Origin of the sequence: Streptomyces griseus (genome assembly GCF_001715295.1) — a bacterium.
GTDB classification, from domain to species: Bacteria; Actinomycetota; Actinomycetes; order Streptomycetales; family Streptomycetaceae; genus Streptomyces; species Streptomyces griseus_G.
Window position 1 is genome coordinate 288,118 of sequence record NZ_MDKB01000002.1, and the last position, 18,159, is coordinate 306,276.

General features: G+C 74.1%; 9 protein-coding genes. 1 reads left to right on the plus strand and 8 read right to left on the minus strand.

The window, feature by feature from the left end:
* Window positions 1-6: 6 nt before the first annotated feature.
* The 4 genes from BA175_RS07865 to BA175_RS07880 all read right to left on the minus strand — a co-directional run bounded on the left by BA175_RS07865 (window position 7) and on the right by BA175_RS07880 (window position 5,261).
* Window positions 7-867 carry a sulfotransferase gene (locus BA175_RS07865; RefSeq protein WP_139131377.1) on the minus strand — a complete coding sequence of 287 codons (861 nt, stop codon included), beginning with the start codon at window positions 865-867 and terminating at the stop codon, window positions 7-9.
* Between the two features lie 75 nt (window positions 868-942).
* Window positions 943-2,241 carry a trans-sulfuration enzyme family protein gene (locus tag BA175_RS07870; RefSeq protein ID WP_079159439.1) on the minus strand — a complete coding sequence of 433 codons (1,299 nt, stop codon included), beginning with the start codon at window positions 2,239-2,241 and terminating at the stop codon, window positions 943-945.
* A gap of 114 nt (window positions 2,242-2,355) precedes the next feature.
* Window positions 2,356-4,071 carry a DUF885 domain-containing protein gene (locus BA175_RS07875; RefSeq protein ID WP_254667831.1) on the minus strand — a complete coding sequence of 572 codons (1,716 nt, stop codon included), beginning with the start codon at window positions 4,069-4,071 and terminating at the stop codon, window positions 2,356-2,358.
* A 167-nt stretch (window positions 4,072-4,238) separates the two neighbouring features.
* Entirely contained in the window at window positions 4,239-5,261 is a 1,023-nt protein-coding gene (locus tag BA175_RS07880) for an ornithine cyclodeaminase family protein (RefSeq protein WP_069170575.1), read from the minus strand.
* A 79-nt stretch (window positions 5,262-5,340) separates the two neighbouring features.
* Here BA175_RS07880 and BA175_RS07885 point away from each other — a divergent pair, with 79 nt between their 5' ends.
* Window positions 5,341-6,108, plus strand: a complete 768-nt coding sequence (locus BA175_RS07885; RefSeq protein WP_069170576.1) for a thioesterase II family protein — start codon at window positions 5,341-5,343, stop codon at window positions 6,106-6,108.
* 72 nt (window positions 6,109-6,180) lie between these two features.
* Here BA175_RS07885 and BA175_RS07890 read toward each other — a convergent pair whose 3' ends face one another.
* From BA175_RS07890 to BA175_RS07905, 4 genes are read right to left on the minus strand one after another with little or no spacing between them, the layout of a single operon-like run.
* Window positions 6,181-8,490, minus strand: a complete 2,310-nt coding sequence (locus BA175_RS07890) for a penicillin acylase family protein (protein ID WP_069170577.1) — start codon at window positions 8,488-8,490, stop codon at window positions 6,181-6,183.
* On the minus strand, window positions 8,487-14,828 hold the full coding sequence (locus BA175_RS07895; protein WP_069170578.1) for a non-ribosomal peptide synthetase: 6,342 nt from the start codon (window positions 14,826-14,828) through the stop codon (window positions 8,487-8,489). Before BA175_RS07895 ends, BA175_RS07890 begins: the two co-directional genes overlap by 4 nt.
* Window positions 14,825-15,088, minus strand: coding sequence for a phosphopantetheine-binding protein (locus BA175_RS07900; protein ID WP_175420778.1), 264 nt, complete (start codon window positions 15,086-15,088; stop codon window positions 14,825-14,827). Before BA175_RS07900 ends, BA175_RS07895 begins: the two co-directional genes overlap by 4 nt.
* A gap of 5 nt (window positions 15,089-15,093) precedes the next feature.
* Window positions 15,094-18,159 (minus strand): non-ribosomal peptide synthetase, encoded by a 3,066-nt coding sequence (locus BA175_RS07905; protein ID WP_069170580.1) that lies wholly within the window; start codon window positions 18,157-18,159, stop codon window positions 15,094-15,096.

The following is an 18,159-nucleotide window of genomic DNA, read 5'->3' on the forward strand; positions in this document are numbered from 1 at the left end:
ATTGCGTCATCCCGCGTCAGCATTGTTCTCCCGTCCCGCGGGCCGGCCGACGATCAGTGCCGGGTCCGCCCGCATCTCCTCGTACCAGTAGCGCCACTTCGCCACGTCGCCCGCGAGGCCGGCGGCGGCGATGATCTCTTCCTCCCGCTCCCAGCGGACCTCGCCCCGGGGCTGGATTCCGCTGCTTCCCAGGACCTTGCGGTAGAAGGGGTCGTCGCCCTTGCGGACGTCGCTCATCAGAGCGCCCACCTCGGGCGAGACCAGTTGCAGGCCGGGGCGGGGCGCCCAGCTCTCGAGACCGACGACCGGGGGCAGCCCGAGCGCCGTCATCAGGGCGGCCGTGACGCCGGCGGGGTCGGCCCGCAGGTCGTCGGAGTCGACGAGCACGTACGGGACGTCCCGTGACCGGCACTGCTCGATCTGCTCACGCAGCGACTGCCAGCCGCTCTCGAAGGCCGGGAAGGTCTCCGCGCCGTTCAGCTGGCGCACGATCCGCAGCCGGGAGGTGGTGGACAGACGGGGGTCGCAGATCACGAAGACCGGCGCCGCCGTGGCGAGCCCGGCGAGCTGCCCGAACTGGGCCTCGCTGAGCTGGAAACTCATCTCCTTCATCAACAGGCCGCCGCCGTGCGGCACGTCGGCCAGCGAGACCCGGTGGCCGGACGCGACGTCCATGGGGTTGGCCAGGACGCTCTCGACGGATTCCGGACCCTGGTCACCCCAGTAGCAGGCCTCGAAGGGTTCGTGGCAATGGTGGGTCACCGCGGGGTGCTGCCACAGCAGCCGTGCCACGGCGGTCGACCCGGTGCGCGGCGGTGATATCAGTACCAGCCGGGTCGTGTACACGGAGGTCAACGCAGCTTCCAATTCCACTGTCTCCTTAACTGCCGGCTCGGCCCGGCGACGGCCGGAGCCATGGGGTGTCAGGGCTCTCACGGGATCTCACCGCGGTCGGAGCGCCTGGTCGAGATCGGCGACGATGTCGTCCAGGTGCTCCATGCCGATGCTCAGCCTGATCATGTCCGGCGGCACCGGAACCCGGGCCGGGTCGGCGTCCGCGGCCTGTTTGTGTGTGGTGGCGCCGGGGATCGTGGCCGTGCTCCTGACCTGGCCGAGGTTGTTCGCCCGCCAGACGAGCGCGAGCCGGTCCATCACCTCGTGGGCGGCCCGGACACCGCCGGCCGGGCGGAAACAGAGGAGGAAGCCGAACCGGTTCTCCGGCTCTCCCCCGTCCCGTTCGCTGTCGACCAGCCACATGTCGCGCTTGGCGATGTGGTGCGACCGGTGGCTCTCGAGTCCGGGGTGGAAGACCTCGACGACGCCGGCGTGGCCCTCGAGGTGGCGTGCCACCTCGAGCGCGGTGCGGGACATGGCGTCCACCCGGCCGCGCAGCTCCCGGATGTCGGCGAGGATCGTCCACGCGTTGAACGGGCTGATGACCGCGCCCATGTCCCGCAGCGGACCGCGGCGCAGGTGTCCCGCGTAGTCCGCCGAGAGTTCCGCGGGCTGGCCGCGCAGCTCCAGACCGTGCCGGGCGATCACCGCTCCGCCCATGCTCCGTCCGCTGGCGCCGGCCGCCTTGGTGAGCGAGTGCACCACGATGTCCGCGCCGAGCGCCAGCGGACGGAGCAGGGCGGGCGTGGCGAGGGTCGCGTCGACGACGAGCGGGACCCCTGCGGCCCGGGCCAGCTCCGACAGCGCGGGGATGTCCACGAGCTGGACCGTCGGGTTCGACGGGACCTCCGCGTAGAGGAACCGGGTGCGCCCGTCGATGTGGCGCGCCCAGTCCCCGACGGCCAGCGGGTCGTCGACCCAGCGCACGTCGACACCGCGTTCCTGCCCGTACCGCTTGTCGAAGACCATGGTCGTGGAGCCGTAACACTGCGGTGACGCGACGATGTTGGGCCGGTCACCGGAGGCTGCGGACAGCAGCGGCATCGTGGCCAGGGTGATCGCGCCCATCCCGGTCGCGGTGAGCGCGGCGCTCACCGCGGCGTCGACCCGGTATCCCTCCAGGGCCGCCACGGTGTGCTCCAGGACGCGGACCGTCGGGTTGCCCCGCCGCGCGTAGACCCAGCCGTCGCCGTCCTCCGCGGTGGCGGCGAGCATCGCCTCCATCGACGGGAAACTCTGCGCGGTGGCCAGGTGTGCGGGCTCGCTCAGCGCACCGAGGTGGTGGGCGGACTCCGCATGGTCGTAGGCGCCGCTGACGGCCAGGGTCGTGAATCGGGCGCCCGTCACAGCAGCGCCTCGTCTTCCACCCGCGTGGGCCCGTTGCTCACGGCTGCTTCCTTTCCGTCACAGTGCTGCGGTGGACTGGTGGTCTGCGGGGCAGGGATCGTTCGCCGGCGCGGCCTAGAGCCGGGCCAGCTCGTCCTCGAGGTCGTCGAGACCGAGCGGGCCGAGCGACAGCGCGGCCGTGTGCCAGGACTTCAGGTCCAGCTTTCCGCCGCGCTCCGCGTGGGCCGCCGCGGCCGCGGTCCGGCCGTCGAGCCAGGCCTTCTCGCCGAGCTTGTAGGAGATCGCCTGGCCGGGCAGGCCGAGGTAGCGGTCGATCTCGCTGTCGAGGTATGCGGCGGACTGCCCGCTGTGGGCGGCGAGGAACTCCCTCGCGAGGCCGGGGGTCCAGCGCTGTCCGGCGGCGACCGGGGCGTCTGCCGGGATGTCCAGGGACAGGTGCACCCCGATGTCGACCAGGACCCGCACGGCGCGCAGCATCTGCCAGTCGAGGAAGCCCAGGCGCTCGCCGGGGGTGCGCAGGTGGCCGAGCTCGTCCATCAGTCGTTCCGCGTACATCGCCCAGCCCTCGGTACAGGCGTCGATGGCGGCGAGGGCGGACTGGTACGTCGACAGTTCGGTTCCCAGATACCGCCACTGGGCGAGTTGCAGATGGTGGCCCGGTACGCCCTCGTGGTGCCAGACACTGCGCAGGCTCCACAGGGGGAAGCGGGTACGGCCCTGGGTGGGCAGCCAGGTCCGGCCGGGACGCGTGAAGTCGACGCTCGGCGGGGTGTAGTAGGCGGCCGAGCCGGTGCCCGTCGGCGCGATGGCGGCCTCCACCACGCGCACGGGAGGCGCCAGATCGAAGGTGGTGCCGTCGAGGGCGTCGATCGCCTGGTCCATCCAGTCCTGCAGTCGCAGCCGCACCGGTTCCACCCCTTCCACGGCCTCGCCGTGGAGGTCGAGATGGCGCATCGCCTCGACGGCGGTGGCCCCCGGCAGCACGGACGCGGCCTCGGCCCGCATCTCGGCCCGGATCCTCCGGTACTCCTCCCACGCCCAGGCGTAGGTCTCCCGCAGGTCGAGCGAGGCGCCCGTCCAGAACCGCGCCCAGGTGCGGTACCGGTCGGCGCCCACACCGTCGGGTCGGCCCTCGGTCGCGGGCAGATGGTCGGCGCGCAACCAGTCCCGCAGTCCGGCCAGGGCCGCCGCGGCGTCGCGGGCCGCGGCGTCGAGTTCGGCCCGCAGCGCCGGCGGCACGTCGGCGCCCTCGCAGAAACCCGCGTACCAGCCGCGGCCGTCGCAGTCGCGGCTCCAGACGTCGAGCTGGTCGGCGATGACGCGGATCTGTCGCGGGGCCGCGACGAAGGTGCGCTTCTCCAGGCCCTGGGTCAGGGACTCGCGGAAGCCGTCGAGCATCCGCGGGACGAGACCCATCCGGCGCGCGACCGCCGTCCAGTCGTCCGCGGTCCGGGTCGGCATCAGCTGGAAGATGTCTTGGACGCGCTGTTGCAGGCCGAAGACGTTGACGATCTCCCGCAGGTACTCGTCGTCGGCGCTGATGGCCAGGTCGGCCTCCAGGCGCTCGCGCAGCAGGCGCCCGCACCGTCGCTCCTCGGGCGACAGGGTGCCGGCCGCGGCCCGCTCGGCGCGGTCCAGGTCGCGCAGGGACGTACGGAACACATCGTCCATGCGGGCCCGGCCCTGCGGCGAGAGGTCGGGCATCTCGCCCCGGCCCTGCGGAACCCCCAGCCACGTGGCGATGCCCGGCTCCACCCGGGCGATCTGCGTGACGTAGGCGTCCGCCACCTCGCGCACCGCACGGGAACCGGCAGCTATGTCGTCGCCCACGTGTCTCCACCTCACCCTGCATCGTTCGGTCATGGCACTGCCCGGGGGCACGGCGATGCGCCGTGGACCACGCGACGGACTCGGAAAACGCGGTGCGCCGCACCGCCGGGAAACAGACTGGCCCGGCCCGATCGGCCGGTCAATGAAGGCCGGATTGAACGCGGCGATCAGCGGGGCAGGAGCATTCCGGCGCCCTTGTCGCGGGCGAGGGAGTGGACGCGGGTCGCGAGAGCCACGTCGTGGACACCCATGCCGAAGGGGTTGATCACCGTGCGGTCGGTGGAGCTGATCGAGCGCTCGTAGGCGCCCGCCAGCAGGGTGGCGAGGTCCGCGTCGACCTGCCGGGCCCCCGGCGCGTCGGTCCCCGGTCCGGTGGCCCGCCCGGCTCCGGCGAGGCGGCCCAGGAGGCGGGTGTCGTCCTCGCTGACGAGGTGCCAGTCGTCGACGAACAGGTGTTCCGCGCCCAGGAGTACGTCCTCGGCGGCGTCGTCCAGGGACACGTTGACGAAGACGGAGCCCTCCGGCAGCCAGGCCAGCGGGACGTAGGGGGTCGTGGTCGTCGTGCAGGCGAGGGTGACCGGGGCCGAGCGGACCGCCTCTTCGGGGCCGGCCGCGATCTCGACCTCGATCTGCGGCAGCGACGTGCGCAGGTCCTCGGCGAACGCCCGGCATCTGGCCGGGGACAGGTCGAAGACGCTGACCGACTTCACCGCGCCGTGCGCCGCGAGCAGACCCAGGTGCGTGCGTGCCTGTACGCCGGACCCCAGCAGGGCCACCCGGTCGAAGGTGGAGAGCGGGCGGACCGCGCGCAGCGCGGCGACGGAGACGGCCGCGGTGCGCAGCGCGCTGATGTGCGCGCCCTCCATGATGCAGACGGGTTCGGCCGTTTCCCCGTCGAAGAGCAGGATCAGCCCGGCGGCACGGGGCAGGCCCCGGTCCGGATTGCTCAGGCTGGCGTTGATGACCTTGCATCCGTACGCGCCCTCGTGCCAGGCGGGCAGGACCAGGCTGCGGGCCGCGGCGCCGTCGGGAGCCCGCCAGCGCAGCGCCGCCTCGGCCGCCACTCCGGACCGGTGCGCGCGCACCCCTAGGAACGCCTCGGTGACCGCGGTGAGCGGGTCGATCTCGGCGCACAGCGACCTGACGGTGGCACCGTCGAGGTACCGCAGACGGCTGGGTTCGGCTCGCATGGACTGCTTCCTCTCGTTTCGGAACAGGAAAATCTGCGCCCCTTGAGGGGCTCGGACGGGCTCCCTTACGGTCGCCCGCATGACATCTCCGCGACCTCGTCCCAAGAAGCCTCCGCGCTGGCTCCTGCGCACCCCGGACCCGGATGCGGCGGCCCGGCTCTTCCTCTTCCCCTACTCGGGGTGCGGCGCCTCGATGTACCAGGCGTGGCCTCGGCACATCGGGGCGGTCGACGTCTGTCCGATCCAGCCGCCGGCCCGCCAGAACCGGATCGCCGAGCCGCACTACGGCACGTACGACGCCATGGCGCGGGACCTCGTCGCGTACCTGCGGCCGTACCTGGACCGGCCCTTCGCGTTCTTCGGGCACTGCGGCGGGGCGCTACCCGGGGTGGAGGTGGCCCGGCAACTCGCCGCAGCCGGCCTCCCGTTGCCCCGACGGGTCTTCGTCTCGGGACAGGTGGCGCCGCACGACGGCCCGTACAGCCGGCTCTTCGCGCTCGACCGCGACGGGCTCCGTGCCGAACTGGGCCGCATCATCACCGCGCTCGGTGGTGAGCCCGGCGGCCCGCTCGTCGAGATGGGCCTGACCGTCCTGGCCGACGATCTGGAGGCGAACCGGTTGTACACCCCCGGCCGGATCGTCATCCCTTCGGGGATCACGGCGATCGGCTGGTCCGAGGACACCGAGATCCCCACGAAGCTCATGGGCGGCTGGCCTGACGTGTCGGCCGACTGCCGGTCCGTCGAGCTGAGCGGCGACCACTTCGCCTTCCTCTCCGCGCCCGAGGCCCTGCTCGCCGAGATCCGCCGGGACATAGGTCCGGTGGCCGGTATCCCGGCCGAGTAGGAAGGGGTGGCCGGCCGGGCCGCGGGCGGCGGGTGTCCCGCACCGCCCGCACGCTCTTCTCCGCCGGCCACCTCAGCGGCTCTCCGGAGGCCGCAGCGCGTGGTGGCAGCCGGCCCGGCGGGCCCGTGGCCGCAGCGGCACCGGGCTCGCCCAGCCCGCGTGGCGGTCCGTGTAGTGCCGGCTCAGCGGATGCCCCGACTGACCGGCGGGCAGTTCGGCGGTGACGAGGTCGTCCACCGTGACCACGACCCGGCCGGCCGCGCCGAAGCCCGGCACGGCGGTACGCACGGTGTGCAGCGTTCCGGCCTGTGCGTGGGGGCGGATGCCCAGCAGCCCGTCCGCCCACGGCGCGAGGGCGGTGAGGGGGTGCCGGAAGCCGACCCTGTTCAGCCGGCCCCATGTCCGCGGGCGTGCGGGCAGCGCCGCCCGGACGCAGTCGGCGACGAAACCGTCCACGTCGGCGGTACCGGCGGGCAGGAGTGCCGGATCACGGGCGCCGAGGATCGCGAGTACGGGCCGGTCGTAGTCCCGGAACGGGAAGCGGAACGAGGGTTCGTGCTCGCGGCAGACGGCCACGTACGGGGCGAGGACACGCCGGGCCAGGACGTCGCGCAGGCGCACGAGGACACCGAAGGCACGCGAGCCGGTCGCCGCGGTGCCGTCCCACTCCGTGAGCAGGGCCCGGACCGGATCACCGGGCTGGAGCGCGGAGACCGCCAGGTCCCGGTAGGGCAGGTACAGAGCGGCCGTGACGTCGTGCTGCAGCGCACGCATGCCCGCTGCGTCGTGCCGCCCCGCCGCGCCGAGGACCGTGCGGATGCGGCGCGCACGATGGCCCGGGTCCAGGTCGAGGCCGATCCGGAACTCGTCCTCGGGCAGGGCTCCGTCGTTCGCCGAGACGAGGACGCCGTCGACGGGTTCGGCGATCCGGGGGCGCTCCTTGCCGGTGAGGTGGCCCTCGGCCGGTCCGCCGCGCGGGAGGCCGGCCGGGCGGCGGGGCAGCAGCCCCGTCGCCACGTGCGTCATCCGCTTCCGGTCCGTGACGAGCACGTTGAGCGCGACCCCGTGGGCGTCGTCGAGGACCGCGACGGCCTCGTCGACGTCACCGGCGTGGGCGAGCCGCTGGAACCGCAGGTCGGCGGCGCGGGGATCGTGCCCCGCCCAGCGGACGGCGACCTTCTCCCCGCACAGCGTGTCCTGCGCGACCGGCATCGTGCCGACGGTCGTGACGTCCACGGTGACCGGTCCGCGGCCGCGGACACGGATCTCCTCCGTCCGCGTCCGGAGGTCCTGTTCCTCGGCCGGCACGAGGTCGAGCACGTCGGCGGTGAGGTTCGTGACGCCCCAGGCGATCCGTCCGTTGGTGCCCGACAACACCACCGGCAGGCCCGGGCTGGCCAGGCCGCGCAGGCGGGTGCCGGGCCACGCGATGTCGACCTCGTACAGCACGTTGGGTACGCCGAGGGCCAGGTGCAGGTCGTTGGCGAGCAGAGGCCCGTCGTCCCCCGGCGCGATCCAGCAGTTGGAGCCCGGAATGGCACCGTCCAGGGCGAGGAGGTCGTCGGCGCCCTGCTCGGCGCGGTGGCGTGCCAGGCCGGGGGGCGGGCCCGCGGCGCTGCCACCGGGCAGCAGGAACTCCGCGACGGGTGCGGGCAGCGCGCGGCGCACGACCGCCTCCGCCCGCTTGGCGTCCTCGTTCCAGGACAGCGCGTGCGACAGCACGAGCGAGGTGAGGACGCTGTCCTCCACCCGCCACGGCTGCGGCCGGTACGACAGGAAGCCGCATTCGAACGGGGTGGCGTGCGCGTAGGCGGCGTTGACCCCGTCGGCGAACGCCGTCAGCAGCTCCCGCTCGGGCCGGTCGAGTCGCTCGGCCGCGGACCGGGCTGCGGTGCCGAGCCCGAGGCGTCGGTACACGGTGTCCACCGGCAGTGCGGTCCTGCCCCACACCTCCGAGAGCCTGCCGCCTCCGGTCCGGCGCACGAGGTCGAGCTGGAATCCGCGGTCACGGCCCATCGCGTAGCCGAGGGCGCGGATCGCGTCGTGGTAGGTCCGCGCGGTGATCCGGGTGACTCCGTCGCCGCGGCACTCGGCCTGCACCGGTGCGGTCAGCGTGGGCACTCGGATGTCACCGGGGCAGCGCGGGGCCGAGTCCCTCAGGGCACGCACCAGCCGTCGCTCAACTGCGACCCGGCCCCAGTTGCGATGCAGGTGACCGGCGATGCCGGCCGTGCCCGCGACGAGCACGGCCGCCGCCGCCCAGGGCCACGCGAACAGCCCGGCGGCGAGCAGTACACAGGCCGCGCCCGCCGCGCCCACCACCCGGGCGGTCGGCAGCAGCCACAGGCGGCGCAGGCGCGGACGGTGCGCCGGGCAGGTCACGAGGTCTCCAGAAGGGCGGTGGCGGCGTCCCGCACGGCGGTCGTGATCGCGTCGAGCAGTTCGGCGGCCAGCTCCTTCGGCGTGCTCGCGGGCTTGAAGCGCAGTTCGAGCACCAGGGTGTCGCCGGCGGGCACGAGCCCGAGGACGAAGGCGGACTCGGTGGCCACGACCTGGGCGCCCAGCACGTCGCGGCCGGGGGCGTACGGAGTGAAGACGAGGCCGTCGTCGGGCGCGACGGTGGCGACCTCCTCCTGTCCGACGAGCACCGCCTCGAACACCGGCCCCTCGTCCGGGCATCGGTCCCGCAGGTCGGCGAGCACCTCCTCGAACGGCAGTTCCTGGTTGTCGAAGGCGTCGACACAGACCTCCCGGGCCTGCCTCCCGACCGCCACCGGATCGGTGTCGTCCAGCCGCATCCGCAGGACGACCGTGTTGGTGACGAGCCCGACGACCTCGTCCATGCCCGGCTCGACGCGATTGGCGAGCATGGTGGCGATGCGGATGTCGTCCCGGCCGCTCCACTGTCGCAGCGTCGTGGCGTAGGCGCCGAGCACCAGCATGAAGTCGGTCATGCCGTGGGCGCGGGCCGCGGCGCGCACCGTCCGTACCTCGTCGGCCGGGAGCGTCGTCCGGATCACCGCCGAGCGCAGCCGCTGCACGAAGGAGACCTGGCTGTTCAGCTCGGCGAAGCGACTGCCGGGGCCGTCGGCGAGCGCCGGGAACGGCGGGGCGAGCCGGTCGCGCCAGAACCGGCGCTGGCGCGCGCCCTCGTCGGTGGTGAGCCAGGCGGTCCGTTCCCCGGCGAGGGCGCCACTGCCGCGGGGGACCGGCCGGGGCGCGGGCGCGCCGTCGGCGGCGATCTCGCGATAGATCCGGGCGGCTTCGGACAGCAGTACCGAGAGCGACCGGCCGTCGCACACGATGTGGTGCACGTTCACGAAGACGACGTGCTGGTCCTCGCCGATGCGGTGCGCGACCACGCGCAGGAGCGGAGCCCGGTCGAGCGGGAGCGCCGTTCGGGCGGCGGCGGCCATGCGCTGCTCGCACCGGCGGGCCGGATGCTCGTCGGCCGTGTGGTCCTCGATGTCGATCCGGATCGTGACCTGCGGTTCGACCACCTGGACCGGGCCGTCACCGGTGTTCTCGAAGCGGGTGCGCAGCGCCTCGTGACGGGCCGCCAGTTCGGCGAAGGTCCGCTCCAGGAGCGCGAGGTCGAGGGGCCCCTCGGCGTGCAGCGCGCCCGCCATGGCGAACAGCCCGATGCCGGGGAGCCGGCCGGCCACGTCCCACATCTGGCGCTGGGCGCGGGAGAGCGGGTGGCGGGACGCGGGCCCGGTGGCGGCGGGTGCCGTGGGCGGCGCCGTCGGGGCCGTGCCGCCCCCCAGGGCTCTCGCCACGCCCGCGATCGTGGGCTCGGCCATGAAGGCGCGCATCGACAGTGCGCCGTGGCGGGCCCGGAGCCGGCTGACCACCTGCATGGCGGTCAGCGAGTCGCCGCCCGCGTCGAAGAACGGCGTCTCCGCGTCGATGTCCGCGATGCCCAGGACCTCGGCCCAGACCGCGCGGACGTCGGCCTCCGCCGCGGCGCGGACGGGCTGCGGTGTGCCCGCCGTTGTGGTGACGGGGGCACCGGCGGGGACGGGGGGCACGAGCGGCGCGAGCGCCCGCGCGGGGGACCCGGCCTCGCCCGCGCCGGGGGCCAGCAGCCGGGCCAGGTCGGCGATGCCGGGCAGCGGCGTCGCACGGAAGGGCTGCCCGGCGTCCTCGACGATCGCGTCCAGCGCCCTGCGGTGCACCTCGGCCGCGAGGACCATCGTGCTCTCCGGGAGCGCCGCCGCGTCGTACTCCATCAGCAGCCGCAACTCCTGGGTGCGGACGTCGACGGTGTAGGCGGAGCTGTACGCGTAGTGCGTGGACTCCAGTTCCTGTGCGTCCAGCAGCTCCAGTCCGCCGTCGCCGATCATCCGGCGGGTGTCGTGGTAGTCGGTGAAGTTGAAGCTGGAGTCGAACAGCGGCTCCGCGCCGTGCGCGGCCTGGATCGCCGCGTTCGGGTACCAGCGGTGCCGCATCATCTCCCGCTCCTCCTCGTGCAGGCCCGCCGCGAGCTGTGCCCACGACTGCTCGCCCGGCGCGACCCTCAGGGGCAGCTGGTTGAGGAAGAGACCGAGCAGACGGTCGGCGTCGGGGATCTCGGGACGGCAGCCGAAGACCATGCTCGTGGTCACCTCGTCGGAGCCGGTCAGCCAGGACACGACCCGCAGGTGCGCGGCGCTCAGCAGGGCCTTCACCGGCACACCGATCCGGCCGGCGACGGCTCGCAGCTCGTCGAGGCGGCCCGCCAGATCCACGTGGAACTGCCGCATCACGGGCGTGCCCGACCGCTCCGGCGCGATCAGCCGGGCCGGGCCCGCGGTACGTCCGGCCCAGAACCTCCGGTTCTCCTCGTCGAGGAGCGCCCGCTGTTCCAGGGCCACGTAGTCGCCGAAGCCGGTGCGCGGACCCGGCGGTGGTGTCGCCGTGCCCGCGTCGAGCAGTTCGAGGTAGCGGGTGTGCAGGTCCTCGAAGAAGACGTTCACCGACCAGCCGTCGAGGATGACGTGGTTGTGGGTGAAGATCAGCTGGTAGTCGGTCGCGGACGTGGCGATTCCCACGAGCCGGAACAGACCCGGCCGGGACAGGTCGAAGTCCTCGGCGCTCTCGCGCGCGACGACCTGCCGGATGCGCTCCTCCTGGCTCCCGGCATCGAGCCCGGTCAGGTCCTCGTACACGAACGGGACCTCGACACCGGTGTGCACCCGCTGCACCGGTCCCCGCTCGCCCGCCAGGTCGAAGCTGGTGCGCAGCACCGGATGAGCGTCGGTGACGGCCTGCGCGGCCGCCCGGAAGGCCCCCGGGTCCAGTACGCCGCGCACCCGGTAACTCAGCATGATGTGGTAGAGGCGGGCGTCCGGCGTCATCTCCTGGTGGTAGACCATTCCCGACTGCAGAGCGGTCATCGGATAGGCGTCGACGACATCCGGGGGGAAGACGCCACCGGCCGGCAGGCCGGAGAACGGCTCGCGGACGGTCCGTCCCGCCCCCCCGGTACCGGCGAGCGGCGCGAGGGAGGCGACCGTCGGCGCGGCGTACACGTCCTTCACGGTCAGGTCCAGCCCCCGGCTCTTGGCGAGGCTCACCACGCGGATCGCGCGCATGGAGTCGCCGCCGGCGTCGAAGAAGTCGGTACCGGTGGTGACGGACGGATCCAGGAGCACATCGCGGAACACGTCGAGCAGCAGCGCCTCGGACGGATCGGCCGGAGCGGTGTCACCCGGCGCCGACGGCACGCGCCCGGGCCCCGCCGCGGCCACGGCGGCGACCAGCGCCCGCCGGTCGAGCTTGCCGTTGTTGGTGAGGGGCAGGCCGCCGGCCACCACGACGGTGCGCGGGACCATGTAGCGCGGCAGCGTCGAGCGCACCGCGGCCAGCAGTTCCGCCGGTTCGGGTGCGGCTCCCGCCTCGGGAACGACGAGGGCGACCAGGTGCGCGCCGCTGGCGTCCGTGCCGACCGCGACGCCGGCCGCGGCGATTCCTGGGCGGGCGCAGAGTGCCGCCTCGATCTCGGCGAGTTCCACCCGGAAGCCGTTGACCTGTACCTGCTGGTCGCGGCGGCCGAGGTAGGCCAGGGCGGTCCCGTTGCGCCGGGCGAGGTCGCCGGAGCGGTACATCCGGGCGCCCGGGACGGTGGTGAACGGGTCGGGCAGGAACCGCAGGGCCGTCTCCCGGGGTCTTCCGAGGTAGCCGTCGCTGACCTGCGGACCGCCGACGTAGATCTCGCCGACACACCGGTCGGCGACCGGAACTCCGTCGTCGTCCAGCACGTGCAGCGCGGTACCGGGCAGCGGCGTACCGATGTCGGACTCCGCCGTCCGGGTGTCCTCGGGCCGCAGCCTGCGCCACGACGCGTGCACCGTCGTCTCGGTGATCCCGTACATGTTGACCAGTTCGGTGCGGTGCCCGACCTCCTCGTACCAGCGCTCGACCAGCCGCCGGTCCAGCGCCTCGCCGGCGAACAGGACGTACCGCAGACGCGCGGTGGAGTCGGGCCGCGCGGCGAGCGCGGGCAGCATGGCGGTCAGCGCGGACGGGGTCTGGCTGAGCACGGTCACCCGCTCGCGTGCGCACAGCGCGGCGAACTCCTCCGGCTCCCAGGTCGTCAGGCGCGGCACCACGACGAGTCTGCCGCCGTGCACGAGGCAGCCGAACATCTCGTACATCGACACGTCGAACGAACAGGCGTGGAAGAGGGTCCACACGTCGTCGGGGCCGAGGCCGTAGCCGTCGGCGGTCGCGTCGAGCAGGCTCAGCACGTTGCGGTGGGTGACCCTCACGCCCTTGGGGCGGCCCGTGGAACCGGAGGTGTAGATCACGTAGGCCGCGGCATGGGCGGGTACGGGGGCGAGCCGCGCCCGGGCCGCCGCGTCCACGAGTTCGGCGGGGGTGGCCCGTGCCCCGGGCACGGTCGCGTCGTCGGTGATGGTGAGGCGGGCGCCGGAGTCGGTGAGGATGTCGGCCACGCGCGCCGTCGGCCAGGACTCGTGCAGCACGAGGCCGGCACCGCCCGAAGCCATCACGCCGATGATCGCGACGACGAGTTCGAGGCCCCGCGGCAGCGAGACGGCCACCACGTCCCCGGCGCCGATCCCGCGCGCCCGCAGGGCCTCCGCGGTCGCCTCGACCCGCGCCCACAGGTGCGCGTACGTCAGCTCTCCCTCGGGTGCGCTCACCGCGATCGCGTCCGGCCGGGAACGGGCCGTCCCGGCGAGGCGGCCGGTCAGCGATTCACCGGCGTGCGGCTGCCGGCCGGGCGCGGCGAGCGCGCCGGGGGCGGCGGCACCGAAGGTTCCGGCGGCGAGCGCCGTGACCGGTGCGTCCGGGTCGTCGCCGGCGGCGGCCAGCACCGCGAGGACGGTGCCGGCGATGGCCTCGACGTCCGCGTCGGCCACGGCCCGGCGGTCCGCCTCGACGTACAGGGTGAGGGTCTCGCCCTCGTCGCGGAGCAGGAAGTTCAGCCCGTACTTGGCGCCGACCTGCGCCACCTCGACATGCTCGATCGTCAGGCCGGGGAAGTCGGGCTCGGGCAGCGCGGTGCCGAGGTCGGTGACGATGACGTTGAACGCGGACCGGGCGGCGGCGACGTCCTCGGGCACGGGCGCGTGCCGGACGCCGCCGAGAACGGCCGTCCGGGTCCGCCGCACCAGGTCGGCGAAGGGGGCGCGGCCGACGTCGAGCCGGACCGGGACCGTGTCGAGCAGCAGGCCCACGACCCGCTCGAGGCCGGTGCGGTCGCGCCGCGAGACGGGCATGCCGACCACCAGGTCCTCGCGCCCGGTGTAGCGGGACAGCGCGACCGCGACGGCGGTGGAGACCACGGTGAAGACACCGGAGCGGGTCCGTTCGGCGATCCGCCGCGCCGCGGCGGTGGTGGCTCGAGGGACGACCACCCGGTGGGCGTGGCCGCGCTCGGCGGCGGCCCCGTCGAGCGGCGGAGGCAGCGGAAGGCCGCTCAGCTCCGCGTCGTCGAACGTCTCCCGCCAGTACCGGCGGGCGGCGGTGAGATCGGCGTGCGCGACCCGCTCGGCCTCCCAGCGGGCGTAGTCGACCACGGCGACGTCCCCGGCCGGGGCCGGCGGCCGCTGCCGCAGGACCCGGCTGCCGTAGCAGCGGGCGAGATCGTCGAGGAGCGGGCCGAACGACGTGCCGTCGGCGATCACGTGGTGGAGGACGAAGAAGAAGACGTGGTCCTGCGGCGCGAGCCGGAACAGGCGCATGAGCACGGGAGGGGCCGTGTCCAGGGGCAGGGGCAGATCGGCGAGGCGGGCGCACTCGGCCAGGCAGGCGTCCAGGTCCGCCGCGCCGGCCACGGTCAGCGGGGGTTCCACCGACGGCAGGACCCGCTGCCGCGGCTCGCCGTCCTGCACCGGGAAGACGGTGCGCAGCGACGGGTGCCGCTCGTGCAGGTCGCGCAGCGCCGTGACGAACGCGTCCTGGTCGAGCGGGCCGCGCAGGCGCAGCGCCCCGCACAGGTTGTAGGTGCCGTCCTCGGCGAAGTACGCGGTGGCCCACAACGAGCGCTGGGCGGCCGTCAACGGCCCGGTGTCCGCGCCCGGAGCGGGAGGCCAGGTCAGTCCCTCGCGCCGGCCGACGAGACCGATGAGGTCCTCCCGGTGGACCTTCATCTGCGCCAGCAGCTCGGCGGGCAGCTCCTCGCCCCGGGCGCGGTACCGCAGCCGGTCGTCGGCGAGGCTCAGGGTCACGCCGAGGTCGTCCAGGCGGCTCAGTACGTCCCGCGCGCTCACAGCTCCCCCTCGAAGACCGGCTCGAGCACGCGGCGGTCGGCACGCAGGCGGTCCAGCTCGGCGGCGACCTCCTCGACCGTGCCCAGTTCGAAGAAGTCCTCGAGCGCCAGCTCGACACCGGTCACCTCGGTGAGCCGGTAGAGCACCTGTACCGCCAGCATCGAGTGGCCGCCCAGTTCGAAGAAGTCCTGGTCGACGGCGACCGTCTCCCTCTCGAGCAACTCTCGCCAGACCTCGGCGACCTGATCCTGTGTCGACACCTTCATCACCTTTCGCCGAAAGTCGGTACCGCGTCCGGCCGGGCTGCGCCGGCGCGCAGCACGCCGGCCGTCGCCCGCGCCCAGCCCGCGACGGTCGCGGAGTCGAGCGTCTCCGGCCAGTACAGGAGTTCCAGCCGCAGCCGGTCGTTCTCGCCGGAGACGTCGATCATCAAGTCGAGGTCCATCACGGGGTCGGCCAGCTCGCGCGGCTCGACCCGCAGGTCCCCGATCCGCATCCCGGTGCGCCACGCGCTCTGGTGCGTGACCTTCACCTGGAACAGGGGGAACCGGCCCGGGCGGCGCGGCGGGTTCACCGCCGCGACCATCGTGTGGAAGGGGAGCCGGTCGTGCTCCTGAGCGCCGAGCACCTGCCGCCGGGCCAGGTCCAGCAGGTCGCCGAAGGACGGTGCGGCGCCGGGCGCGAGCCGTACCGGGAGCTGGTTGACGAACGTGCCGATCAGCTCCTCGCTGCCCGGCCACGAGCGGTTCACCGAGTCGATGCCGAGCACGAGGTCGGTGGTCGCGGTCGCCTCGCGCAGCACGACGTACGTGGCGGCGAGCACGGCCATGAACGGCGTGGCGCCGTGCGCCCGGGCCGTCTCGGCGAGGGCCTTGGTGTCGTCCGCCGAGAGCAGGGTGACCGTGTGGTCGGTCTCGAAGGTCGGCCTGGCCGGCCGGGGCCGGTCGAGCGGCAGGTCGAGAGCGCCGGGGGCCCCCGCCAGCTGCCCGGTCCAGTACCGCGTGCACTCCTCGGCGTCGGGGCTCTCCAGCCACGCGCGTTCGGCGGCCACGTAGTGCGAGAACGCGGCACGGGGCGGCAGCACCTCGGTGTCCCCCGCCAGGGCCCGCTCGTAGTACGCGGCGATGTCGCGCTTGAGCACCTCCAGGGACCAGCCGTCGGCGATCAGGTGGTGGAGGGCGAGCGCGAGGACGTGGTGGCCGTCGGCGATCCGCTCCAGCCGGGCCTGCGCCAGCGGCGGTTCGGGGGTACGGGCGGAGATCTCGAACCCGTCCGCGGTGCCCGGCTCCAGGGGGAACGTGGCAGTGGCCCGCAGGACGGCCTTCGGGACGCCGCGCTCCTGGGTGAAGACGGTGCGCAGCGGCTCGTGCCGGGCGACGACGGCGGCCAGCGCGTGCCGAAGCGCCTCCTCGTCGAGCGGCCCGTACAGGTCGAGGGAGAGCACCAGCAGATTGGGCGCCTTGCGGCGGTGCAACTGCTCGAAGAACCAGAGCCGTTCCTGGCCGGAGGACAGGGCGCCCACGGCGCGCGGTTCCTCGCCCCGGGCCACCGGCTCCGCGGCCTCCACGGCGGCGAGCAGACCCCGTGGGGTCGGCCGGGACAGGAACGCCCGCAGCGACGTGCCCTCCGCGCCGAACCGGGCGCGGGCACCCGCGACCAGGGTCATCGCGAGGAGCGAGTCCCCGCCCGCGGTGAAGAAGTCCTCGTCCGGGCCGATCACGGCCACGCCGAGCGTCTCGGCGACCAGTTCCCGGGCCGCTTCCAGGCCGGGCTCCAGGGCGGTGCCCGCGCCGGTGTCCGCGGCGGGGCCGTCGGCGCCCAGGGCGGCCAGGGCCCGGTGGTCGATCTTGCCCGAGGTGTTCACGGGCAGTCGCTCCAGCACGGTCACCTCGTGCGGGACGAGGTAGTGCGGGGCGGAAGCGCGCACGGCGGCGGCCACGTCGGCCGGGGCGTCCAGCGCCACGAAGGCGCGCAGCCGTCCTCCGGTGAACACACAGGCGGCCGACCGGACGCCGGGCACCCGCAGCAGCTCGGCCTCGGCGTCGCCCAGCTCGACGCGGTGGCCGCGGACCTTGACCTGCCGGTCGCGGCGGCCGTGGAAGTCGACGGTGCCGTCGACGGCACGGCTCACGCGGTCGGCGGTGCGGTACAGCCGTGCGCCCGGCGCCCCGGACAGTCCGTCGGGGACGAAGGCCAGCGCGGTGCGTACCGGGTCGCCGATGTAGCCCCGGCCGACCCCGTCGCCACCGACCAGGAGTTCACCCTCGGTGCCGTCCGGCACCTCGTGGCCCTCGGTGTCGACCACGTACAGACGGGTGTTGAGCACTTCCCGGCCGATCGACGGCCAGGACCGGGCAGCGCTCTCGGCGGCGGTCACCACGTGGTGGGTGACGTCGTCGGAGCATTCGGTGGGGCCGTAGGCGTTGACGATCGGTATGTCCGGGCAGTGCTCGTACCAGCGCCGGGCGACGGCGCCCGGGAGCGCCTCACCGGTGGCGACGAGGCACCGCAGCGAGGACAGCCCGGCACGCAGGTCGTCGTCGAGCTGTGCGGTGAGCACGGCGAGGAAGGACGGCACGATCTCCAGCACGGTCACTCCGTGCCGGCGGACCCACGCCACGAGTTCGGCCGGCTCGGAGATGTCACGGGGCGCGGCCACCGCGGTCCGTGCGCCGACGGTGAGCGCGACGAGGGTCTGCCACACGGAGATGTCGAAGGACAGCGGCGCGGTGAGTCCGACGACGTCGGCCGGGCCGAGGCCGAGGTCCGCGATCTTGGCCGCCAGGTGGTTGTCCATGCCGCCGTCCGCGACCATCGCCCCCTTGGGGGTACCGGTGGACCCGGACGTGAAGATCACGTACGCGAGGCCGTCGCGCGGCCGCACCGTCTCCGGGACCGTACGGGGTCCGGGCCCGCCGGGCTCCGTGGCGGCGAGCAGGACACCCGGCCGGGGGTCGAGCCCGGCCACGACCTCGGCGGCGTACGCGTCGTGCCCCGGCTCGACGAGGAGCGCCCGTACCGTGGCGTCGGCGCACATCCGGCGGGCGCGCCGCACCGGCACGCCCGGCTCCACCGGGACGAAGGCTGCGCCGGCGAGCAGGACGCCGAGCATCATCGCGACGTACGCGGGGCCGCGGTCCGCGACGAGCGCCACCACCGTCTCCGGCCCGGCACCGGCCGTCCGCAGCGCCTCGGCGTGCCGACGGGCCAGGGCGTCCAGCTCCGCGTACGTGTGGGTGACGCCGTCGGCGACCACGGCAGGGGCCTCGGGCCGCTCGCGCCGCGACGAGGCGAACCGGGTGAGCAGGGGGCTCGCGGTCGGTTCGGTCAT

Coding starts and splice junctions, on each gene's coding strand:
- BA175_RS07885 (WP_069170576.1), top strand. CDS start 5,341: ATGACATCTCCGCGACCTCGTCCCAAGAAGCCTCCGCGCTGGCTCCTG.
- BA175_RS07880 (WP_069170575.1), bottom strand. CDS start 5,261: ATGCGAGCCGAACCCAGCCGTCTGCGGTACCTCGACGGTGCCACCGTC.
- BA175_RS07905 (WP_069170580.1), bottom strand. CDS start 18,159: ATGACCGAACCGACCGCGAGCCCCCTGCTCACCCGGTTCGCCTCGTCG.